Genomic DNA, 17,380 nt, shown 5'->3' on the forward strand with positions numbered 1-17,380 from the left:
ATTTCGTGTACAAAAAAATAAATGATTGTTCCGGGTTGTCGGGCCTGCCCGGGGCGCAAAAACGAAAAACCCGGCGCGAGCGCCGGGTTGTAAGGGATTCATTGGCTTTTCAAGCCTTGCGGACTTTCTCCACCCGGCTCTCCTCGAGTTCCTTGCAGGCCTTCTGGATCATCTGCTCGGTGATCGGAACCTCACGGCCCTGGGCATCGATGATCGAGCCACACACCTGCGGCTTCGGGGGCTGGGCGTTTTTCACGGTGTCGCTGCTATGTTGCAAGCTCATTTCCTGTCTCCTCATCAGGTTGCAAGCTCAGGGTAACCACTCGCCGTGACTGACCTGTGACAGCTCCTTCGGTATCACGACAGGCACAGTGCAACAGAAAGTGCAGTAAAGCTCCAGTGACGGGTTAGATCGATAAGCTATAGCCACTGGCCCTACCGAACTGCGACCTCGCGGCGGTTGCAGGCGTTCCACTCGGGCAGATGAATGGTAGTCTGCAGGTTTCCCGCTCACCGGTCCGCGCCATGTCCGATCCGCTTTCCTCCCGCCAGCGCCGCGCCTTGGGGCTGGCCTGGCAATTCGTGCGTCCCTATCGCCGACAGGCCATGCTGGCCTTGCTGGCGCTGATCGTCACCGCAGCCATCACCCTGTCCATGGGCCAGGGTATTCGCCTGCTGGTGGATCAGGGTTTCATGACCGGTTCAGCGCACCAGCTCAACCAGACGATTGCGCTGTTCATGGTGCTGGTGCTGGCCTTGGCGGTTGGAACCTTCAGCCGCTTCTACCTGGTGTCGTGGACTGGCGAGCGTTGCGTCGGCGATATCCGCCGTGCGGTGTTCGATCACTTGATCAGCCTGCATCCGGGGTTCTTCGAGGATAACCGCAGCTCGGAGATCCAGTCGCGGCTGACCGCTGATACCACGCTGCTGCAATCGGTGATCGGCTCGTCGCTGTCGATGTTCCTGCGTAATGCGCTGATGGTGCTGGGCGGGGTGGTGTTGCTGTTCGTCACCAATCCCAAGTTGACCAGTATCGTGGTGCTGGCGCTGCCGCTGGTGCTGTCGCCGATCCTGCTGTTCGGCCGCCGGGTGCGCAGCCTGTCACGCCAGAGCCAGGACAGGGTCGCTGACGTCGGCAGCTACGTCGCCGAGACGCTCGGGCAGATCAAGACCGTGCAGGCCTACAACCACCAGGCCCATGATCGCCAGTTGTTCACCGATACCGTCGAGGCGGCTTTCGATGTGGCGCGCCGGCGCATTGCCCAGCGGGCGTGGTTGATCACCGTGGTGATCGTTCTGGTCCTGGGCGCCGTGGCCGTGATGCTCTGGGTGGGCGGCATGGATGTGATCGCCGGGCGCATCTCCGGGGGCGAGCTGGCCGCGTTCGTGTTCTACAGCCTGATCGTGGGCAGCGCCGTGGGCACCTTGAGCGAAGTGATCGGTGAGTTGCAGCGGGCTGCCGGGGCCGCCGAGCGTATTGCCGAGTTGCTCGCGGCAAGCAGCGCGATCGTACCGCCGTCGCAGCCCTCGACACTGCCCGGCGCACGGGCCAGCGGGCAGATCGAGTTGCGCGATGTGCACTTCGCCTATCCGTCACGCCCGTCGGTGGCTGCCATCGATGGCCTGAGCCTGGTCATAGCACCTGGGCAGACCGTGGCGTTGGTGGGGCCATCGGGGGCGGGCAAGTCGACGCTGTTCGACCTGCTGCTGCGTTTTCACGACCCACAGTCCGGTAGCATTCTGCTCGATGGACAGCCGATTGCAGCGCTCGACCCCGACGACCTGCGTCGCCAGTTCGCCTTGGTGGCGCAGAACCCAGCGCTGTTTCGTGGTACGGTCGAGGCCAATATCCGCTACGGAAGGCCGCAGGCGAGTGCCTCCCAGGTCGAGGCGGCGGCGCGCAGTGCCCATGCTCACGAATTCATCCAGCAATTGCCCCAGGGCTACCAGACGCCGCTGGGCGAGGGTGGCGTCGGCCTGTCGGGTGGTCAGCGCCAGCGCCTGGCGATTGCCCGGGCGCTGCTGGTGGATGCGCCGGTGCTGCTGCTCGATGAGGCTACCAGCGCGCTCGACGCGCAGAGCGAGCACCTGATCCAGCAGGCCTTGCCGCAGTTGATGGCCGGGCGTACCACCTTGGTGATCGCCCACAGGCTGGCGACCGTGCAGCATGCCGATCGCATTGCGGTGATCGACCAGGGTAGGGTGGTTGCTGTCGGCAGTCATCGCCAACTGGTCGAGGAAAACCCACTCTATGCCAGGTTGGCGGCGCTGCAATTCGCTGCAGGCAGCGCCTGAATGGCGATCACCCAGGCACGAAAAAGCCCGCACTAGGCGGGCTTTTTCGAAGGATCTGGTCGGAGAGACAGGATTCGAACCTGCGGCCTTCTCGTCCCGAACGAGACGCGCTACCTGGCTGCGCTACACTCCGATTTCGAAAATCCTACTGCATCGTATTTTTGAACGCAAGCCCTTGTTGTTAAAAGGCCGTTTGCTCAAAACGAGGTGCAGATCAGAGCTCTTTCACGGTGCGAATCTGATCCTTGTTGATGCGTGTACGCTTGCCATCGAGTTGTTCGAATTCGTAGAAGCCGGAGTCTTCGTCATAGGAAGGTTTGTCCACGGCCTGAATCTCGCGGCCGTCGTTCAACGTGATGACGGTTGGCGAAGCGCAACCGGCGAGGGTGGCCAGGCCCAGGGCGAGCATGAAGGCGGGAATTGTCCGTTGAATCATCGTGTTTCTCCAGTGCGATGGTGCTTGATGACGTTATGACGCGAGGCGTCCTTGCAAAGTTCCTCGCATAGTCGAGCATAGCGGCAATCACCGGGCATTGACCAAGAACAAGGCTGCGCTGTGATATAACTGGCGCATTCTTTCCCCCTGCGACGGACCCTCATGAAAGCCAAGGCAGATACCCCCTTCGTGCCGTTGAACATTGCCGTGCTGACAGTCAGCGACACCCGTACCTTCGACAACGACACCTCCGGGCAGATGTTCGTCGATCGCCTCAGCGCCGCAGGCCACCGCCTTGCGGAGCGGGTGCTGCTCAAGGATGACCTCTACAAGATCCGCGCCCAGGTCGCCACCTGGATCGCCGACGATCTGGTACAGGTGGTGCTGATCACCGGCGGCACCGGGTTCACTGGCCGCGACAGCACCCCCGAAGCCGTCGCCTGCCTGTTGGACAAGCAAGTCGATGGCTTCGGCGAGCTGTTCCGGCAGATCTCGGTGCCGGACATCGGCACGTCCACCGTACAGTCCCGCGCCCTTGCGGGCCTGGCCAACGGCACCCTGGTGTGCTGCCTGCCCGGCTCGACCAACGCGGTGCGCACGGGCTGGGACGGCATCCTCGCCGAGCAGCTCGACGCCCGCCATCGTCCCTGCAATTTCGTCGCGCACCTGAAGCAGGCGCAGGCCTGTGACAGCCGTGGCTGAGGCTGCGTCGAGCCGGCCGTTGATGCCGGTGGAAGAAGCGCTGGAGCGCCTGCTGGCGCTGGCCGAGGCGGCGCCGATCAGTGAAACCGAAGAGGTCGAGCTGGCCGATGCCGAAGGCCGTGTACTGGCGCACGACCTGTTCGCCAGCGTCGACCTGCCGCCCTGGCCGAACAGCGCCATGGACGGCTACGCCTTGCGTCTTGCCGACTGGCAGGGCGAACCGCTGCCGGTGAGCCAGCGCATCTTTGCCGGTCACGCTCCGGCACCGCTGCAACCTGGCACCTGCGCGCGGATCTTCACCGGTGCGCCGCTGCCTGAAGGTGCCGACTGCGTCGAAATGCAGGAAAACGCCGAGGTGCTCGACGATGGCCGCGTGCGCTTTGTCGAAGCTTTGGCGCCGCACCAGAATGTGCGGCCCCAAGGCCAGGAAACCCGCGCTGGCGAGCAGGTGATGAACGCCGGCACGCTGTTGGGCCCGATCGAACTGGGTCTTGCCGCCACCCTGGGCCACGGCTACCTGCGTGTGCGGCGCCGGGTGCGGGTCGCGGTGTTGTCGACCGGAGACGAGCTGGTCGAGCCGGGGCTGCCGCTGGGCCCGGGGCAGATCTACAACAGCAACCGCCGACTGCTGGTCAGCTGGTTGCAGCGCATGGGCTGCGAGGTCATCGATGCCGGCATCCTCGCCGATGACCTGGCGCTGACCCGCCAATGCCTGGCCAGTCTGGGCGACGTCGACCTGATTCTTTCTACCGGCGGTGTGTCGGTAGGGGAGGCCGACTACCTGGGCATGGCCCTGCGCGAGGCTGGCGAGCTGGCGCTGTGGAAGCTGGCGATCAAGCCGGGCAAGCCACTGACCTTCGGGCATTTCCGTGGCGTGCCGGTGATCGGCCTGCCGGGGAATCCGGCGTCCACCTTGGTTACCTTCGCCTTGCTGACACGTCCCTACTTGCTGCGTCGCCTGGGCGTCGAGCAGGTCACGCCGCTGCGTTTCGACGTGCCGGCAGGTTTCGACTGGCCCAAGCCGGGCAATCGTCGCGAATACCTGCGTGCGCGGATCGAGGGTGGGCAGGTACGCATCTACTCGAACCAGAGCTCGGGTGTACTGCGCAGCGCAGCCTGGGCCGAGGGGCTGGTCGAGGTGCGTGAGGGCACGACGGTGAGCCCAGGCGACAGCGTGACGTTCATCCCCTTCAGCGAGCTACTTGGCTAGCATCCCGCCGAGCGGCGCGGCCTGCGCCGGTGCCAGTTGGGTCAGGCGCATGTGCACGTTCTCCAGTTGCTGGGCGGCAACGCTCCAGTCATGGCGCTGCCGGGCGAACTGTCGCCCGGCTTCCCCCAGTTGGCTCATGCGCCAGGGCTGGTTGAGCAACTGGGTCAGCAGCAGCGCCAGTTGGCTGCCGTCGTCACTGCCGAGGTAGTGCTCGCCATTGTTCACTGCCAGGCCCGAAGCGCCCTTTCCGGTGGTGATCACCGGCATCCCAGCGGCCATCGCCTCGAGAATCTTCACCTTCGACCCGCCGGCATAACGCAGCGGCGCGAAGAATAGCGCCGAGCGCCGTTGCACTTCGCGAAGATCGGGGCGGTAGCCAAGCCATTCGATGCGCGGGTCGTTCCAGTGCAGCTTCCAGTGCGCGGGCAGGGCGTGTCCGGCGATGGCCAGGCGCACTGCCGGATTGCTCTGCCAGACCTGGGGCAGGATGTCTTCCAGTGCCCACTCGATGGCTTCCAGGTTCGCGCCGTATTCGAAATTGCCGACGAACAACAGGCGCTGACTGTGCAGGGCCGGTTGCACGTGCTGGTAGTGATCGCAGTCGACGCCATTGACCACCACGTTCACCGTCCGCCCGCTGATCTGCCCGATCAGCTCGGCGTCGTGCGGGCTGACCGCCACGACTTCATTGGGCTGGCGCAGCACGCGCTGCTCCCAGCGCCGGTAGCGCCAGCGATCGAAGGCGTTGAGCGGACGCAACCACAAGGGCAGGCGATCATGGCAGGCTGCGCCCATCACCGACTCGAGGGTGTGTTCGCTGAGCAGGTAGGGCAGGCCGCGCCGTTGCAGGGCCTTCTCGAAGGGCTGGAAGGCGTAGCTGTGTTCGATCTGGATGACATCCCAGTGCTCGTCAAGCAACTGCTCGAAGCGGTGCCGAAGGCAGGGCGCCAAGCCATTGATGATGGCGCGCATGGGGTAGTCGATGATGGGCGAGGCGAGCAGGTTAAGCGGGCTCTGCACGGGGCGCCGTGGCAACACGATCAGGCGTTCGAGCAGCGGTTCGAGGGCTTGGCGCGCGGGATCGGACAGAGGCACCTTCGATTGCACCAGCAACGTGATGCGGTGGCCGTGATGTGCCAGTTCGCGCAGCAAGTGGTACTGGCGGGTCTTGCTGCCGCTGGTGGTGGGCCAGGGCAGGTAGGGCAATGTCCAGAGAATACGCATGACCGCTCCTGTCAGGTGAGGCTGCACAAGGGTCAATAATATGACTGTGTGGCGGGGCTCTCTTAAGCGTAGCCAATTATTTGTCGAGTGATGGCCTGGGTTGAATTTTGCGTTGCCGTGCAGCAATTGCCGGTTGCCTGTGGTCGAGATTGAGGTTGGCGTCTTCATAAGGAGAATCTCGTATGCACGGGCACAAGGCGATGTTGATCCTGCATGGCAAGCAGGCCATGAACGAAGAGGTGCGCAGCGCCGTGGGCGTGCGACGCGAGCGCGGGCAGGTACTGGATGTGCGCCTGACCTGGGAGGCGGGCGATGCCCGGCGTTTGGTCGAAGAAGCCCTGGCGGGCGGTTACACGCAAGTGGTAGCCGGCGGTGGCGACGGTACCCTTCGCGATATCGCCGAGGCCATGGCCCAAATGCAGGCCGACGCCAGCCTGGCCTTGCTGCCGCTGGGCACTGCCAACGACTTTGCCCGCGCCGCCGGTGTGCCTTTGGAGCCGGCGGCCGCCCTGGCCTTGCTGGATGTACCGGCCCGTCCCATCGACCTGGGGCGGGTGGGTGAGCAGATGTTCCTCAACATGGCCACCGGCGGCTTTGGCAGCCAGGTGACAGCCAACACGTCCGAAGACTTGAAGAAGGTACTGGGTGGGGCGGCGTACCTGTTCACCGGGTTGTCGCGCTTCAGTGAGTTGCAGGCCGCTTCGGCGACCCTGCACGGGCCTGATTTCCACTGGCAGGGGCAGTTGCTGGCCTTGGCCATCGGCAACGGTCGCCAGGCCGGCGGCGGCCATGTGCTGTGCCCCGAGGCGCTGGTCGATGATGGCTTGCTGGAGGTCGCGATTCTGCCTGCACCCGAGGCGATGGTGGGCGCACTGCGTGACTTGCTGACGGGCGAGGAGCTGTTCGTGCGTGCGCGCCTGCCCTGGGTCGAGATCGGCCAGGCTGAGGGGCTGGACATCAACCTGGACGGTGAGCCGTTGCAGGCCGGCAGCCTGCGTTTCGAGGCGGCGCCGGGCGCCCTGCGCGTGCACCTGCCCGCCGATTCGCCGCTGTTCAGTCGTCCAGGCTGATGATTTTCTCGCGCACCGCGAACAGCACCAGGCCCGCGACATCGTAGATCTGCAGACGCTTCATGATTTGCGAGCGGTGGGTTTCAACGGTCTTGATCGACAGCCCCAAGCCTGCGGCGATCTCGCGCGTGGACTTGCCACGCACGATCAGGCGCAGGATTTCCAGTTGTCGGGCGGTGAGGTTGTGGCGATCGCTGCTCGGCTGCTTGCTGGCCTGTGCGCGCAGCAGGGCCTGATTGATCACCGTGTGGGCGATGGCCGGGCTGAGGTAGCGCTCGCCGTTGCGCAACGCGGCCAGGGCGTGCTCCAGCTCGTTGGCGGTGGTGTCCTTGAGCAGGTAGCCGTGGGCGCCGCTTTCGAGGGCACGCATGATCAGGTCGGGGTCGGTGTGCATCGACAGGATCAGCACCTTGCAGGTGCAACCGTTTGCGCGCAATTGCGTCAGAGCGTCGAGGCCGTTGGTCGAGCGCATCGAGATGTCCAGCAGGACGATGTCGGGGCTCAGGCGCTGGACCATCTCCAGCAGGTGCTGGCCGTCGTCGGCTTCACCGACCACGGTGTAGTCGGGAATATCGGACACCAGTGCGCGCACGCCCGCGCGAATCAGCGAATGGTCGTCGATCAACAGCAGTCTAATCATCGGTGGCGGGTGTCCTGGCACGTTCCTGGCTGCGTGCAGGCCAGGGGAACAGCGCTTCGATTCGGGTGCCCGCTCCGGGCTGGCTGGTCACGCTCAGGCTGCCCTGCAGGGCGGTGGCTCGCTCCTGCATGCCGGCCATGCCACGTTGCCCGACTTCGCCCGGTTTGCTGGCCGGGACGAAGCCCACACCGTCATCGAGGATCGTCAGCAGCAACCCGGCGGGGGTGCGTTGCAGGCTGATCAGCAAGTTGCGCGCCTGGGCATGGCGCAGCACGTTGGTGACCGCTTCCTGGGTGATGCGAAAGGCGGCCATGGTCACTTCCTCGGAGATGCCGCCCAAGCGCTGTTTGCATTCCAGGCTCCAGTGCACCTCGCTGTTCTCGAGGGCACGCAGCAGGTGCGCGCGCAGGCTGGCCTCCAGGCCCAGGCTGGCCAGTTGCCGTGGGTTGAGCAACGCCGAGACGTCACGCACGTTGCCCAGGGTGTCGTCGAGGGTCTTGCGCAGGGTGTCGCACTGCGCCTGCAGCGGTGCAGGCACGCGACGTTGCAACCAGTCGAGTTGAAGCTTGGCGGCGGTGAGCAACTGGCCGATGTCATCGTGCAACTCGCGGCTCAGGTGCTGGCGTTCGCTTTCCTGGACCTTGAGCATGCGGTCGGCCAGCTCCGCCGGCAGCAGGTTGATCGATCGAGCGCCATGACGCAGGTGCCAGCCGGCCCCGAGCAGGGCGGCCAACTGCAGCGCCAGGGCACCGGCCGATACAGGTTGCCCGTTGCTGTAGAGCACCAGGTTGGTGACCAGCGATGCCACGCACAGCACGGCGGTTGCCGCACGCAGCAAGGCGGTGCGAGAGCGACAACGCAGGGAAATCTTCAAGCGTGGGAGCATAGATAGGAAAGCCACTGAATTATTGCCGGCGCAGGTCGCCAATCTCTCTGGAGAATCGTGAATGTCCTGCCTTTCAACCAGGAACGAGCCCTGTTGTAATCGCTGAAGATCCGTTGGGCGTTCGTTCATTTGCGCGCATGGTATCACTTCGAGTTGGTTTGGTCCCGGCTGGTTAGTTGCCTGAAACCACGGTGTTTCCGAGGCATGGCAATGGGGTGCAATGCCTGTAGAAGTGGCAATAAGCCATTATCGTTTGAGAAGGCAGTAACTTCCAAACTCAACTAACGCGGCGAGTCTGCGGAACTAGACAGAACTTGTACAAACTTGCCAAGTGGCCATGTGTTTGGGGCCGCCCAGTCACACGAGTTACGCGGGGCCACATCACTAGGGGTCTGTCTGAAATGTGTCTGCACATTTCAGACAGACCCCTAGTCTTTGCGAGTTGATGTGCCGTAGGCGTGCTTGGGCTCAATGGGCATATTGAGCAACTGGGGGTGCACGCAGTGGCGCTCGTTTTCGTCGCACAGGGTACAGGCCTGCGGGAGTGGTTGATCCAGCACACCCGCCAGGGTGACCAGCAGCAGGTGCTGCTCGCTGCTGTCCAGGTTCAGGTGTCCGGTGCGTTCATCGACCAGTTCCAGTTGCCAGGCCAGCAGTGTCAGGCAGTCGGCCAGTGCCGGCAGCGCGCCCTGCGGCAGGTTGCGGCTGGTGCAGCCAGGCGCCAGCAGGCGGTGCAGGGCCGAGGCGTAGTGGGCGATCTCGAGTACGCCCGAGGCGTCTGCTCGACGGGCGAGTGTCTCGAGGGCTTTGCTCAGGCAATGGCAGGCGTCAGCGTCATTGCTGATCAGCTCCAGGTGTTGCAGGCATTCCTGGGACTCGTTCAGCAGGACCTGCGCATCCAGCAGGAAGTCCTGCAGGATCGCTGTGTTCGAGAGCGCCCGCTCCATCATGAAACTCCAACGTGCGGGGTTGGAGCAGGGGTTGGCCACACCGAGATGTTCGCTGACAAGAGCCTGACTCCGTTCATGCAGTGAGAATGGCGTCACATTAATGGCTAATGGATATTGCGAATATCAGGTTGCTCCCGATTGCTCCTAGGGGTTTCCCTGATGAGGTCTCAGAGGCAGTGGTACGTCCGCAGCGCGGCGGATGAGGAGGGATGTGGCAGCAGTAAAGCATGATGGTAAAGTGATATCAATCGCCGTTCAGGCATTTTTCTGCAGGGGTCAAGCTCCGGCGGATTGTGCCGATACAGGGCGGATGTATCCACTTTTTCCGGCTCAGAGCCAGGGGGTTGCGCAATGGCTGGCATTCTCGACACGGTAGATCAACGCACGCAATTGGTAGGCGAGAACCGCCTGGAAATCCTCATGTTCCGCCTGGCGGGGCGACAGCTGTTCGCGATCAACGTGTTCAAGGTGCAGGAGGTGCTGCAACTGCCCAAGCTGACCCTGATGCCGCAGCGCCACACCTTCGTCTGTGGCGTGGTCAACCTGCGCGGCCAGACGCTGCCGGTGATCGACCTGTCCCAGGCGATCGGCATGCGCCCGCTGCAGCCAGGGCCGGACAGCACCATCATCGTCACCGAGTACAATCGCTCGGTACAGGCGTTCCTGGTGGGCGGCGTCGACCGCATCGTCAACATGAACTGGGAAGCCATCATGCCACCGCCTACCAGTGCCGGCCGCCAGCATTACCTGACCGCGATCACCAAGGTCGACGAGAAACTGGTGGAGATCATCGACGTGGAGAAGGTGCTGGCCGAGATCGTGCCCTACAGCGCCAAGGTGTCGCGCGACAAGCTCGAAGACCCGGTGCTCGCCCGTGCCCGCGGTCGTGAAGTGCTGCTCGTGGATGACTCCAGCGTGGCCCTGGCCCAACTGCGTGACACCTTGTCGCAACTGGGTGTGAAGCTGCACATCGCCAGTGATGGCCTGAAGGCGCTGCGCATGCTCAAGGGCTGGGCCGATGCCGGAGAGGACGTCTGCGAAAAACTGCTGATGATCTTCACCGATGCCGAAATGCCGGAGATGGACGGTTACCGCCTGACCACCGAGATCCGCAATGACCCGCGTCTGCGCGGGCTTTACGTGGTGCTGCACACGTCGCTGTCGGGCAGCTTCAACGAGTCGATGGTGAAGAAGGTCGGCTGCGACAACTTCCTCTCCAAGTTCCAGCCGGACCGCCTGGTGGATGTGGTGCGCGAGCGTCTGTCGCTCGATCATGCGCCAGTCTGATACCTGCACACGCCCCGTGGTGGGTATAAGCTTGGCTTTTTGACTGGCACAAGGCGGGCTGGGATGTTTCTGAGTGCGTTGTATCGGTATCCGGTGAAGTCTTGCCAGGCGCAGAGTCTGGGCGAGTCTACGGTGGATGCCATGGGACTGTCGGGCGACCGGCGCTGGATGGTGGTCGAGCAGGACACCGGGCGCTTCCTTACCCAGCGTGCCTGGCCACAATTGGGACGGCTCACGGCCACCGGTGGCGATGAAGAAAGCCTGCTGCTGCAAACCCCTGGGCAGGCGCCGCTGACGGTCAAGGTGCCGGGTGCCGACGACGACCTGCGCGGGGTGACCATCTGGCGCGACACCTTGCGCGTGCCCGATGCCGGCGACGAGGCCGCTGCGTGGCTCAGTCAGATGCTCGGCAAGGCGGTACGCCTGGTGCACTGTCCACAGCAGCGAGCACGCTACCTGCCCAGCGGCTATGGGCTCAACAGTGACCGTGCGGCCTTCCCCGACGGCTTTCCTTTATTACTGATCGGCCAGGGCTCGCTCGATGAGCTCAACCGGCGCATCGGCCGGCCGATGCAGATGCTGCGTTTTCGTCCCAACCTGGTGGTCGAGGGCGCCGAGGCGTTTGCCGAAGACGGCTGGAAGCGTATCCGTATCGGCGACCTGACCCTGCGGGTGCTCAAGCCCAGTGTGCGCTGCATCCTTACGACCCTCGACCCACAGACGGGTGAGCGCAGTAGCGACCGGGAGCCGTTGACCACCCTCAAGACCTTTCGTGAGCGGGAAGGGGACGTACTGTTCGGGCAGAACCTGGCGGTCGATGGCAGCGGGCGACTTGAAGTCGGCATGCCGGTCGAGGTACTCGAGTAATCGACGGCTGGCGCAGGCGACGAAACGCGGGGTGAGGTTCATAATCGGCGCTTAATCCCGTTTTGTTGCACTGCGCATCCACCTACCCGGAGATTTCCCATGCACGTACTGCTCTGCGAGGACGACGACCTGATCGCCAGCGGCATCTGCGCCGGCCTCACGGCCCAGGGCCTGACCGTCGATCGGGTCGCCAGCGCCTCGGCGGCACGTGCACTGCTCCAGGCGGCCCAGTTCGACGTGATGATCCTCGACCTGGGGTTGCCCGACGAAGACGGCCTCAAGCTGTTGCGGCGCCTGCGCCAGCAGGGCGAGGTGCTGCCAGTGCTGGTGCTCACGGCCCGTGATGCGGTCACCGACCGGGTCGATGGCCTGCAGGCCGGCGCCGACGACTACCTGCTCAAACCTTTCGACCTGCGCGAGCTGGCGGCGCGCCTGCACACGCTCCTGCGCCGCGTGGCCGGGCGCGCCGTGAATGTCATCGAGCACGGCCCCTTGGTCTATAACCCCAGCAGTTGTGAGGCGACCCTGGCCGGTCGTGCGGTCGATCTGTCCCGACGCGAGCAGGCCTTGCTTCAGGCCTTGCTGCAGAATCCCGGGCGCGTGCTGTCCAGCGAACAGCTCAAGGATTGCGTCTATGGCTTCAGCGATGAAGTCGAGAGCAATGCCCTGAACGTTCACATCCACCACCTGCGGCGCAAGCTTGGCAACAGTATCGTCGAGACCGTACGCGGGCTGGGCTATCGCCTGGGTGCAGCGCAGGCCCCGCAGGAGACCGCGCCATGAGCCTGCGGGTTCGTCTGTCGCTGATCCTGGGCAGTGCCTTCATCCTGATCTGGATCCTGGCCGCGGCCTGGATGTTGCGCGACCTGCGTCAGCAGATGATGTTCTCCCTCGACCAGCGCCTGGTGGCTTCGGCACGGATGGTGGCGGGCCTGGTCGACCAGTTGCCGCAGCCGCTGGGGGCCAAGGGCCGGGACGCGCACTTTGCGGCCGACCAGTTCAGCGTGCCGGACGGCATGGCCTGCCAGGTCAGTTCCCTGCGCGGCGAGATCCTGGCCAGCAACCACAAGCACGATGGCAGCATGGACGATCAGCGCAGCGGCTTCCGTGACCAGACGATCGATGGCAGTTCATGGCGCACCTTCACCTACAACCACGGTGATGTGCGGATCACCACGGCCGATCGCCATCAGGAACGCGAGGCGCTCAACCAGTCAATCCTGCTGGCCGCTTCGGCACCGGTGCTGATGGCCTTGCTCGGCAGCCTGGGGCTGCTGTGGATTGGTCTGGGCAAGGGGCTGGAGCCGCTCAACCGCATGCGCGATGCCCTGCGCAAGCGCCGAGCAGACAGCGTCGAACCCTTGCAGGTGGCGGGCATGCCCAGCGAGCTGCAGCCATTGCTGGAAACCCAGAACCAGCTGTTCCTGCGGATCGCCCAGACCATCGAGCGCGAGCGACGCCTGACCGATGATGCGGCGCACGAACTGCGCAGCCCTCTGACCGCCATCAAGACCCACCTGCAAGTGGCGCGCATGACCGATGGAAGCGTGCGCGAGCAGGCCCTGGAGCATGCCGAGCAGGGCGCCGACCGCATGCACCGGACCTTGGAGCAACTGCTGATGCTGGCCCGGGTCGAGGGTAGCCTGTCGTTCGAAGATGGCGTGCTGTGCAGTGCCGAGCAAGTCGCGCGCCAGGCGGTGCAGGACGCCGGTGGCGGCGACAACCGGCGGATCGTCCTGCGCCTGCCCGAAGAGGCCACCCGCATCTACCTGGGCATGCCCGCGCCCTTGGCGGTGGCGGCGCTGCGCAACCTGCTGGACAACGCCCTGCGCCATGGTGGCAATGAGGCGGTGGAGCTGGAGGTGCAGATGGCCGATGGGCAGGTGGGCTTCCTGGTTCGCGATCATGGCCCGGGCATTGCCGACGAGGACCTCAAGCACCTGACCGAGCGTTTCTGGCGCAACAGCAAGAGTGTCGGCAGTGGGCTGGGATTGGCGATTGTCCAGGCGATCGTCCAGCGCTGCGCGGGCAGCTTGCGTTTCGACAGTCGCAGTGACGGGCTGCGGGTCTGGCTGCAGGTGCCTGCGCGGGAGGCTCGGGCCTGATCATCGGTCAACGTGGCTTTCGCGGACGCCTCTGCGAAAAGCCACCTTGGCCCCAAAATCTGCTAAATCCACACCCTACTCAAGCGTCTCCCAAGCGATGACTTCCCGACACACATCCGGTTACAGGGACGTGGCGGGCATTCCTACTTGCTTGCGAGGGTTCGCCGATGTCTACCGCTTCCAGCCTTGCCCAGGCACTGCCGGCTGTTGCGCCGGAATCTCTGTACCAGTTCGAGGATTCAGCCTTGCTGCTGCGCCAGCAGCAGCAGGAGTCCAATGCCCGCAGCTACCCACGTCGCATTCCGCTGGCGCTCAAGCGCGCCCGGGGCATCCATGTCGAGGACGTCGAAGGCCGTCAGTTCATCGACTGCCTGGCCGGTGCCGGTACCCTGGCGCTGGGGCACAATCACCCGGTTGTGGTCGAAGCGATCCAGCGCGTGCTGGCCGATGAGCTGCCGCTGCACACCCTCGACCTGACCACGCCGGTCAAGGATCGCTTCGTTCAGGACCTGTTTGCGGTACTGCCCGAGGCATTGCGTCGCGAGGCGAAGATCCAGTTCTGCGGGCCGACTGGCACCGATGCGGTGGAAGCTGCGTTGAAGCTGGTGCGTACCGCCACCGGGCGCAGCACGGTGCTGGCTTTCCAGGGGGCGTACCACGGGATGACCCAGGGCGCCCTGAGCCTGATGGGCAGCCTGGGGCCGAAAAAGCCCCTGGGTGCACTGCTCAACAGCGGCGTGCAGTTCATGCCCTATCCCTATGACTACCGCTGCCCGTTCGGTTTGGGCGGCGAGGCGGGGGTGCGTGCCAACCTGCATTACCTGGAAAACCTGCTGCTCGACCCGGAGGCCGGGGTACAGCTGCCGGCGGCGGTGATTCTCGAGGTGGTGCAGGGCGAGGGCGGTGTGATTCCGGCCGATATCGAGTGGCTGCGCGGTGTGCGCCGTATCACCGAGCAGGCTGGGGTGGCGCTGATCGTCGACGAGATCCAGAGCGGCTTCGCCCGCACCGGGCGTATGTTCGCCTTCGAGCATGCGGGCATCGTGCCGGACGTGGTGACCCTGTCCAAAGCCATTGGCGGCAGCCTGCCGCTGGCGGTAGTGGTCTACCGTGAGTGGCTCGACACCTGGGCGCCCGGGGCTCACGCCGGGACCTTCCGTGGCAACCAGATGGCCATGGCCGCAGGGTCGGCGGTGATCAATTACCTGGTGGAGCATCGCCTGGACGAACACGCCGCCGCCATGGGCCAGCGCCTGCGCGGCCATCTGCAGCACCTGCAGCGTGACTACCCGCACCTGGGCGATATTCGCGGTCGAGGCTTGATGCTGGGGGTCGAGTTGATCGATCCGGACGGTGCGCTGGATGCCCTCGGCCACCCGGCGGCCTCACGCAGCCTGGCACCGAAGGTTCAGCGCGAGTGCCTCAAGCGCGGCCTGATTCTTGAACTGGGCGGCCGGCATGGCGCGGTAGTGCGTTTCCTGCCGCCGCTGATCATCAGCGCCGAGCAGATCGACGAAGTGGCCGACCGCTTCGCCCGTGCCGTCCAGGCTGCAGTGGCCGGCGACTGATCCAGGCCTGCGGGGGCTGCGCACTACAGCCCCCGCTTTTTTATGCTGCGCTGGCCTTACGCGCCGCGGCTTTTGGTTGCAGCAGGGCGAACAGGTCCTTCGGGTTCTCGAGCTCGGGCACCAGGGCAATGTCGTGGCCGATATCCAGCGCCTTGGCCACATCCAGCACATAGCGCAGCGCCGAGTAGTCCTCCAGGGCAAAGCCCACCGAATCGAACAGGGTCACCTGCGCGGCGTTCTCGCGACCGGCAGCGATCCCTTCGACCACCTGCCAGAATTCTGTGGTCGGCGAATCCGCCGGCATCTGCTGGATTTCACCCTCGATGCGGCTCTGCGGTTCGTACTCGACGATCACCCGTGCGCGCTCGACGATCTCGCGGTGCAGTTCGGTCTTGCCCGGGCAGTCGCCGCCCACGGCGTTGAGGTGCATGCCCGGTTCGATCATTTCGGGGGTGAGAATGGTGGCATAGGCCTTGTCGGCAGTGACCGTGGTGACGATGTCGGCACCGCGTACCGCATCGGCCACGGATGCTGCGATGATCAGCTTGAGCTTGGGGTAGCCGGCCAGGTTGGCCGCGAGTTTCTGCGAGGCGGCGCGGTCGATGTCGAACAGGCGGATCTCTTCGATGCCCAGCAGGGTGTGGAAGGCGATGGCCTGGAACTCGCTTTGCGAACCGTTGCCGATCAGCGCCATGCTTCGGCTGTCCTTGCGTGCCAGGTAGCCTGCGGCCAGGGCCGAGGTGGCGGCGGTGCGAATAGCGGTGGTCAGGGTCATTTCGCTGAGCAGCACTGGGGCGCCGGTGCCGACATCGCCCAGCGCACCGAACGCCATTACGGTGAGCAGCCCGTTGTGGGTGTTCTTCGGGTGGCCGTTGACGTACTTGAAGGCGTACAGGCTGGCGTCGGACACCGGCATCAGTTCGATCACGCCATCGGGCGAGTGGTTGGCCAGGCGCGGGCACTTTTCGAAGTCGTGCCAGCGCAGGTAGTCGTCACGAATGTATTCAGCCATCTCCGCCAGGCAGGTGGGCAGACCCTTGCGGTTGACCAGGCGGGCGAGGTCTTGCACGTCGATATAGCGAGTCATGGAGTGCTCCTTTGGGGGCTCAGTGGCGCGAGGGAAGGTGGACTTCGGCGAGCATGCAGCGTGCGCTGCCCCCGCCAATGCGTTCGATGTGGTCGATATCGACCACCAGCGGATGACTGTGGCGCTCGACCTGGCGGCGTTGGCTGGCGTCCAGCGAGCGCCAGGCGTTGCGCGACATCACCAGCAGCGAGCGGCCGCTGCGGTCGTGCACTTCGAGCATGTTGCCGGCGAAGCCCTCCAACTGGTCGAAACCCAAAGCCAGGACCTCCTTGCCGGTGTCGCGCAGGGAGTGTTCGAGGGTGCGGCGTTCGTCGGCGTGGGGCAGGGCGTCAAGGCAGGCCACAGCCAGGGTGCGGCCGACATTCATCATCACGTTGCTGTGGTAGATCGGTGCCTGCTGGCGATCGAGGGCGTGGAACAGGCACAGGCGGTAGCCGAGGCGTTCGGCGAACTGGCGCAGCGCCTGTTCGTGGGTGCGGCCGGAATGGCAGGCGTAGCTGATACGGTGCTCGCGATCCAGAACCATGCTGCCAGTGCCTTCGAGGAACAGATTCTGCTGTTCCAGTGGGCTCAGGTCGATGGTGCGTTCGATGGCGAAGCGTTCCTCGATCACTTGCAGCACACCCTTTTCGCGCTCCAGGCGACGGTTGTGACCTTCCATCGGGTAGAGCACCAGGCTGCCATCGGCATGGCTGCTCCACCAGTTGTTGGGGAAGATCGAATCGGGTGTGTGCGGTTCGGGCGTGTCCTGCACCACCAGAACCTCGACGCCGTGCTGGCGCAGGGTCTGCACATAGCCGTCGAACTCCTCGAGGGCTTTGCTGCTGGCGGCGTCAGGGTCCAGCGGTGCGCTCTGGAAGCGGTTGGTCAGGGCGGTGTCGGGGTTGAAGGCGAACCGCGCCGGGCGAATCATGAGGACGGTATTTGTTGTTTGCATTGGGCACGCATCCACAGGTGGCTGTGTGTCCATTTTCCGGTGCGGAAGTAGGAAAAGCCTGCTGAACGGCAGGTGACGGGCAGCGGCTCCAGCTGAAATGGTGGGCGTTGCAGCGG

At 64.5% G+C, this 17,380-nt stretch carries 17 protein-coding genes and 1 tRNA gene; 9 read left to right on the top strand and 9 right to left on the bottom strand.

Annotated features, from left to right (window positions below; translation table 11 throughout):
• Positions 1-109: 109 nt before the first annotated feature.
• Entirely contained in the window at positions 110-283 is a 174-nt protein-coding gene (locus tag ACTYOL_RS09120) for a PA1571 family protein (protein ID WP_176717846.1), read from the bottom strand.
• A 242-nt stretch (positions 284-525) separates the two neighbouring features.
• Between ACTYOL_RS09120 and ACTYOL_RS09125 the strand changes: the two genes are divergently transcribed.
• A complete protein-coding gene (locus tag ACTYOL_RS09125) occupies positions 526-2,295 on the top strand; it encodes an ABC transporter transmembrane domain-containing protein (protein WP_444757808.1) in 1,770 nt (589 codons plus the stop codon).
• A gap of 56 nt (positions 2,296-2,351) precedes the next feature.
• Here the strand turns inward: ACTYOL_RS09125 and ACTYOL_RS09130 are convergent.
• Both ACTYOL_RS09130 and ACTYOL_RS09135 read right to left on the bottom strand, forming a co-directional pair.
• Positions 2,352-2,428, bottom strand: a tRNA-Pro gene (locus tag ACTYOL_RS09130).
• 81 nt (positions 2,429-2,509) lie between these two features.
• Positions 2,510-2,731: a YgdI/YgdR family lipoprotein gene (locus tag ACTYOL_RS09135; protein ID WP_054892416.1), complete on the bottom strand. Its 222-nt coding sequence runs from the start codon at positions 2,729-2,731 to the stop codon at positions 2,510-2,512.
• Positions 2,732-2,893: 162 nt separating this feature from the next.
• On the opposite strand from ACTYOL_RS09135, the gene moaB reads away from it, so the two are divergent.
• Positions 2,894-3,433, top strand: a complete 540-nt coding sequence (moaB, locus tag ACTYOL_RS09140; RefSeq protein WP_372821170.1) for a molybdenum cofactor biosynthesis protein B — start codon at positions 2,894-2,896, stop codon at positions 3,431-3,433.
• A gap of 22 nt (positions 3,434-3,455) precedes the next feature.
• On the top strand, positions 3,456-4,643 hold the full coding sequence (locus ACTYOL_RS09145; protein WP_153773088.1) for a molybdopterin molybdotransferase MoeA: 1,188 nt from the start codon (positions 3,456-3,458) through the stop codon (positions 4,641-4,643).
• Here the strand turns inward: ACTYOL_RS09145 and ACTYOL_RS09150 are convergent.
• On the bottom strand, positions 4,632-5,867 hold the full coding sequence (locus ACTYOL_RS09150; protein WP_444757809.1) for a glycosyltransferase family 4 protein: 1,236 nt from the start codon (positions 5,865-5,867) through the stop codon (positions 4,632-4,634). The genes ACTYOL_RS09145 and ACTYOL_RS09150 overlap by 12 nt on opposite strands.
• Positions 5,868-6,049: 182 nt before the next feature.
• Here ACTYOL_RS09150 and yegS point away from each other — a divergent pair, with 182 nt between their 5' ends.
• Positions 6,050-6,937, top strand: a complete 888-nt coding sequence (yegS, locus tag ACTYOL_RS09155) for a lipid kinase YegS (protein ID WP_063544072.1) — start codon at positions 6,050-6,052, stop codon at positions 6,935-6,937.
• On the opposite strand, the gene ACTYOL_RS09160 is transcribed toward yegS, so the two are convergent.
• The 3 genes from ACTYOL_RS09160 to ACTYOL_RS09170 all read right to left on the bottom strand — a co-directional run bounded on the left by ACTYOL_RS09160 (position 6,921) and on the right by ACTYOL_RS09170 (position 9,410).
• Entirely contained in the window at positions 6,921-7,577 is a 657-nt protein-coding gene (locus ACTYOL_RS09160) for a response regulator (RefSeq protein ID WP_054892411.1), read from the bottom strand. The two genes, yegS and ACTYOL_RS09160, sit on opposite strands and share 17 nt — an antisense overlap.
• A complete protein-coding gene (locus ACTYOL_RS09165) occupies positions 7,570-8,463 on the bottom strand; it encodes a sensor histidine kinase (RefSeq protein WP_200603229.1) in 894 nt (297 codons plus the stop codon). The genes ACTYOL_RS09160 and ACTYOL_RS09165 overlap by 8 nt, the downstream gene beginning before the upstream one ends.
• A 428-nt stretch (positions 8,464-8,891) precedes the next feature.
• On the bottom strand, positions 8,892-9,410 hold the full coding sequence (locus tag ACTYOL_RS09170) for a histidine kinase (RefSeq protein ID WP_444758138.1): 519 nt from the start codon (positions 9,408-9,410) through the stop codon (positions 8,892-8,894).
• A gap of 354 nt (positions 9,411-9,764) precedes the next feature.
• On the opposite strand from ACTYOL_RS09170, the gene ACTYOL_RS09175 reads away from it, so the two are divergent.
• From ACTYOL_RS09175 to ACTYOL_RS09195, 5 genes are all read left to right on the top strand, one after another.
• Positions 9,765-10,700 (top strand): chemotaxis protein CheV, encoded by a 936-nt coding sequence (locus ACTYOL_RS09175; RefSeq protein WP_063544080.1) that lies wholly within the window; start codon positions 9,765-9,767, stop codon positions 10,698-10,700.
• 63 nt (positions 10,701-10,763) lie between these two features.
• Positions 10,764-11,567, top strand: a complete 804-nt coding sequence (locus ACTYOL_RS09180) for an MOSC domain-containing protein (protein ID WP_063544082.1) — start codon at positions 10,764-10,766, stop codon at positions 11,565-11,567.
• Positions 11,568-11,666: 99 nt separating this feature from the next.
• Positions 11,667-12,350 carry a response regulator gene (locus ACTYOL_RS09185; protein ID WP_054892406.1) on the top strand — a complete coding sequence of 228 codons (684 nt, stop codon included), beginning with the start codon at positions 11,667-11,669 and terminating at the stop codon, positions 12,348-12,350.
• Complete coding sequence (locus ACTYOL_RS09190; protein ID WP_054892405.1) at positions 12,347-13,672, top strand: ATP-binding protein; 1,326 nt, start codon at positions 12,347-12,349, stop codon at positions 13,670-13,672. The genes ACTYOL_RS09185 and ACTYOL_RS09190 overlap by 4 nt, the downstream gene beginning before the upstream one ends.
• Before the next feature lie 167 nt (positions 13,673-13,839).
• Positions 13,840-15,240, top strand: a complete 1,401-nt coding sequence (locus ACTYOL_RS09195) for an aspartate aminotransferase family protein (RefSeq protein WP_200603231.1) — start codon at positions 13,840-13,842, stop codon at positions 15,238-15,240.
• Between the two features lie 40 nt (positions 15,241-15,280).
• Here ACTYOL_RS09195 and ACTYOL_RS09200 read toward each other — a convergent pair whose 3' ends face one another.
• Complete coding sequence (locus ACTYOL_RS09200; protein ID WP_444757810.1) at positions 15,281-16,327, bottom strand: ornithine cyclodeaminase; 1,047 nt, start codon at positions 16,325-16,327, stop codon at positions 15,281-15,283.
• Positions 16,328-16,346: 19 nt separating this feature from the next.
• Positions 16,347-17,264, bottom strand: coding sequence for a citrulline utilization hydrolase CtlX (ctlX, locus tag ACTYOL_RS09205; protein WP_125930347.1), 918 nt, complete (start codon positions 17,262-17,264; stop codon positions 16,347-16,349).
• Positions 17,265-17,380 lie beyond the last annotated feature (116 nt).

The organism is Pseudomonas sp. A014 (genome assembly GCF_052378495.1).
Lineage (GTDB): Bacteria > Pseudomonadota > Gammaproteobacteria > Pseudomonadales > Pseudomonadaceae > Aquipseudomonas > Aquipseudomonas machongensis.

Coding starts and splice junctions, on each gene's coding strand:
- ACTYOL_RS09150 (WP_444757809.1), bottom strand. CDS start 5,867: ATGCGTATTCTCTGGACATTGCCCTACCTGCCCTGGCCCACCACCAGC.
- yegS (WP_063544072.1), top strand. CDS start 6,050: ATGCACGGGCACAAGGCGATGTTGATCCTGCATGGCAAGCAGGCCATG.
- ACTYOL_RS09195 (WP_200603231.1), top strand. CDS start 13,840: ATGTCTACCGCTTCCAGCCTTGCCCAGGCACTGCCGGCTGTTGCGCCG.
- ACTYOL_RS09135 (WP_054892416.1), bottom strand. CDS start 2,731: ATGATTCAACGGACAATTCCCGCCTTCATGCTCGCCCTGGGCCTGGCC.
- ctlX (WP_125930347.1), bottom strand. CDS start 17,264: ATGCAAACAACAAATACCGTCCTCATGATTCGCCCGGCGCGGTTCGCC.
- ACTYOL_RS09125 (WP_444757808.1), top strand. CDS start 526: ATGTCCGATCCGCTTTCCTCCCGCCAGCGCCGCGCCTTGGGGCTGGCC.
- ACTYOL_RS09145 (WP_153773088.1), top strand. CDS start 3,456: ATGCCGGTGGAAGAAGCGCTGGAGCGCCTGCTGGCGCTGGCCGAGGCG.
- ACTYOL_RS09160 (WP_054892411.1), bottom strand. CDS start 7,577: ATGATTAGACTGCTGTTGATCGACGACCATTCGCTGATTCGCGCGGGC.
- ACTYOL_RS09170 (WP_444758138.1), bottom strand. CDS start 9,410: ATGGAGCGGGCGCTCTCGAACACAGCGATCCTGCAGGACTTCCTGCTG.
- ACTYOL_RS09200 (WP_444757810.1), bottom strand. CDS start 16,327: ATGACTCGCTATATCGACGTGCAAGACCTCGCCCGCCTGGTCAACCGC.
- ACTYOL_RS09180 (WP_063544082.1), top strand. CDS start 10,764: ATGTTTCTGAGTGCGTTGTATCGGTATCCGGTGAAGTCTTGCCAGGCG.
- ACTYOL_RS09165 (WP_200603229.1), bottom strand. CDS start 8,463: ATGCTCCCACGCTTGAAGATTTCCCTGCGTTGTCGCTCTCGCACCGCC.
- ACTYOL_RS09175 (WP_063544080.1), top strand. CDS start 9,765: ATGGCTGGCATTCTCGACACGGTAGATCAACGCACGCAATTGGTAGGC.
- moaB (WP_372821170.1), top strand. CDS start 2,894: ATGAAAGCCAAGGCAGATACCCCCTTCGTGCCGTTGAACATTGCCGTG.
- ACTYOL_RS09185 (WP_054892406.1), top strand. CDS start 11,667: ATGCACGTACTGCTCTGCGAGGACGACGACCTGATCGCCAGCGGCATC.
- ACTYOL_RS09120 (WP_176717846.1), bottom strand. CDS start 283: ATGAGCTTGCAACATAGCAGCGACACCGTGAAAAACGCCCAGCCCCCG.
- ACTYOL_RS09190 (WP_054892405.1), top strand. CDS start 12,347: ATGAGCCTGCGGGTTCGTCTGTCGCTGATCCTGGGCAGTGCCTTCATC.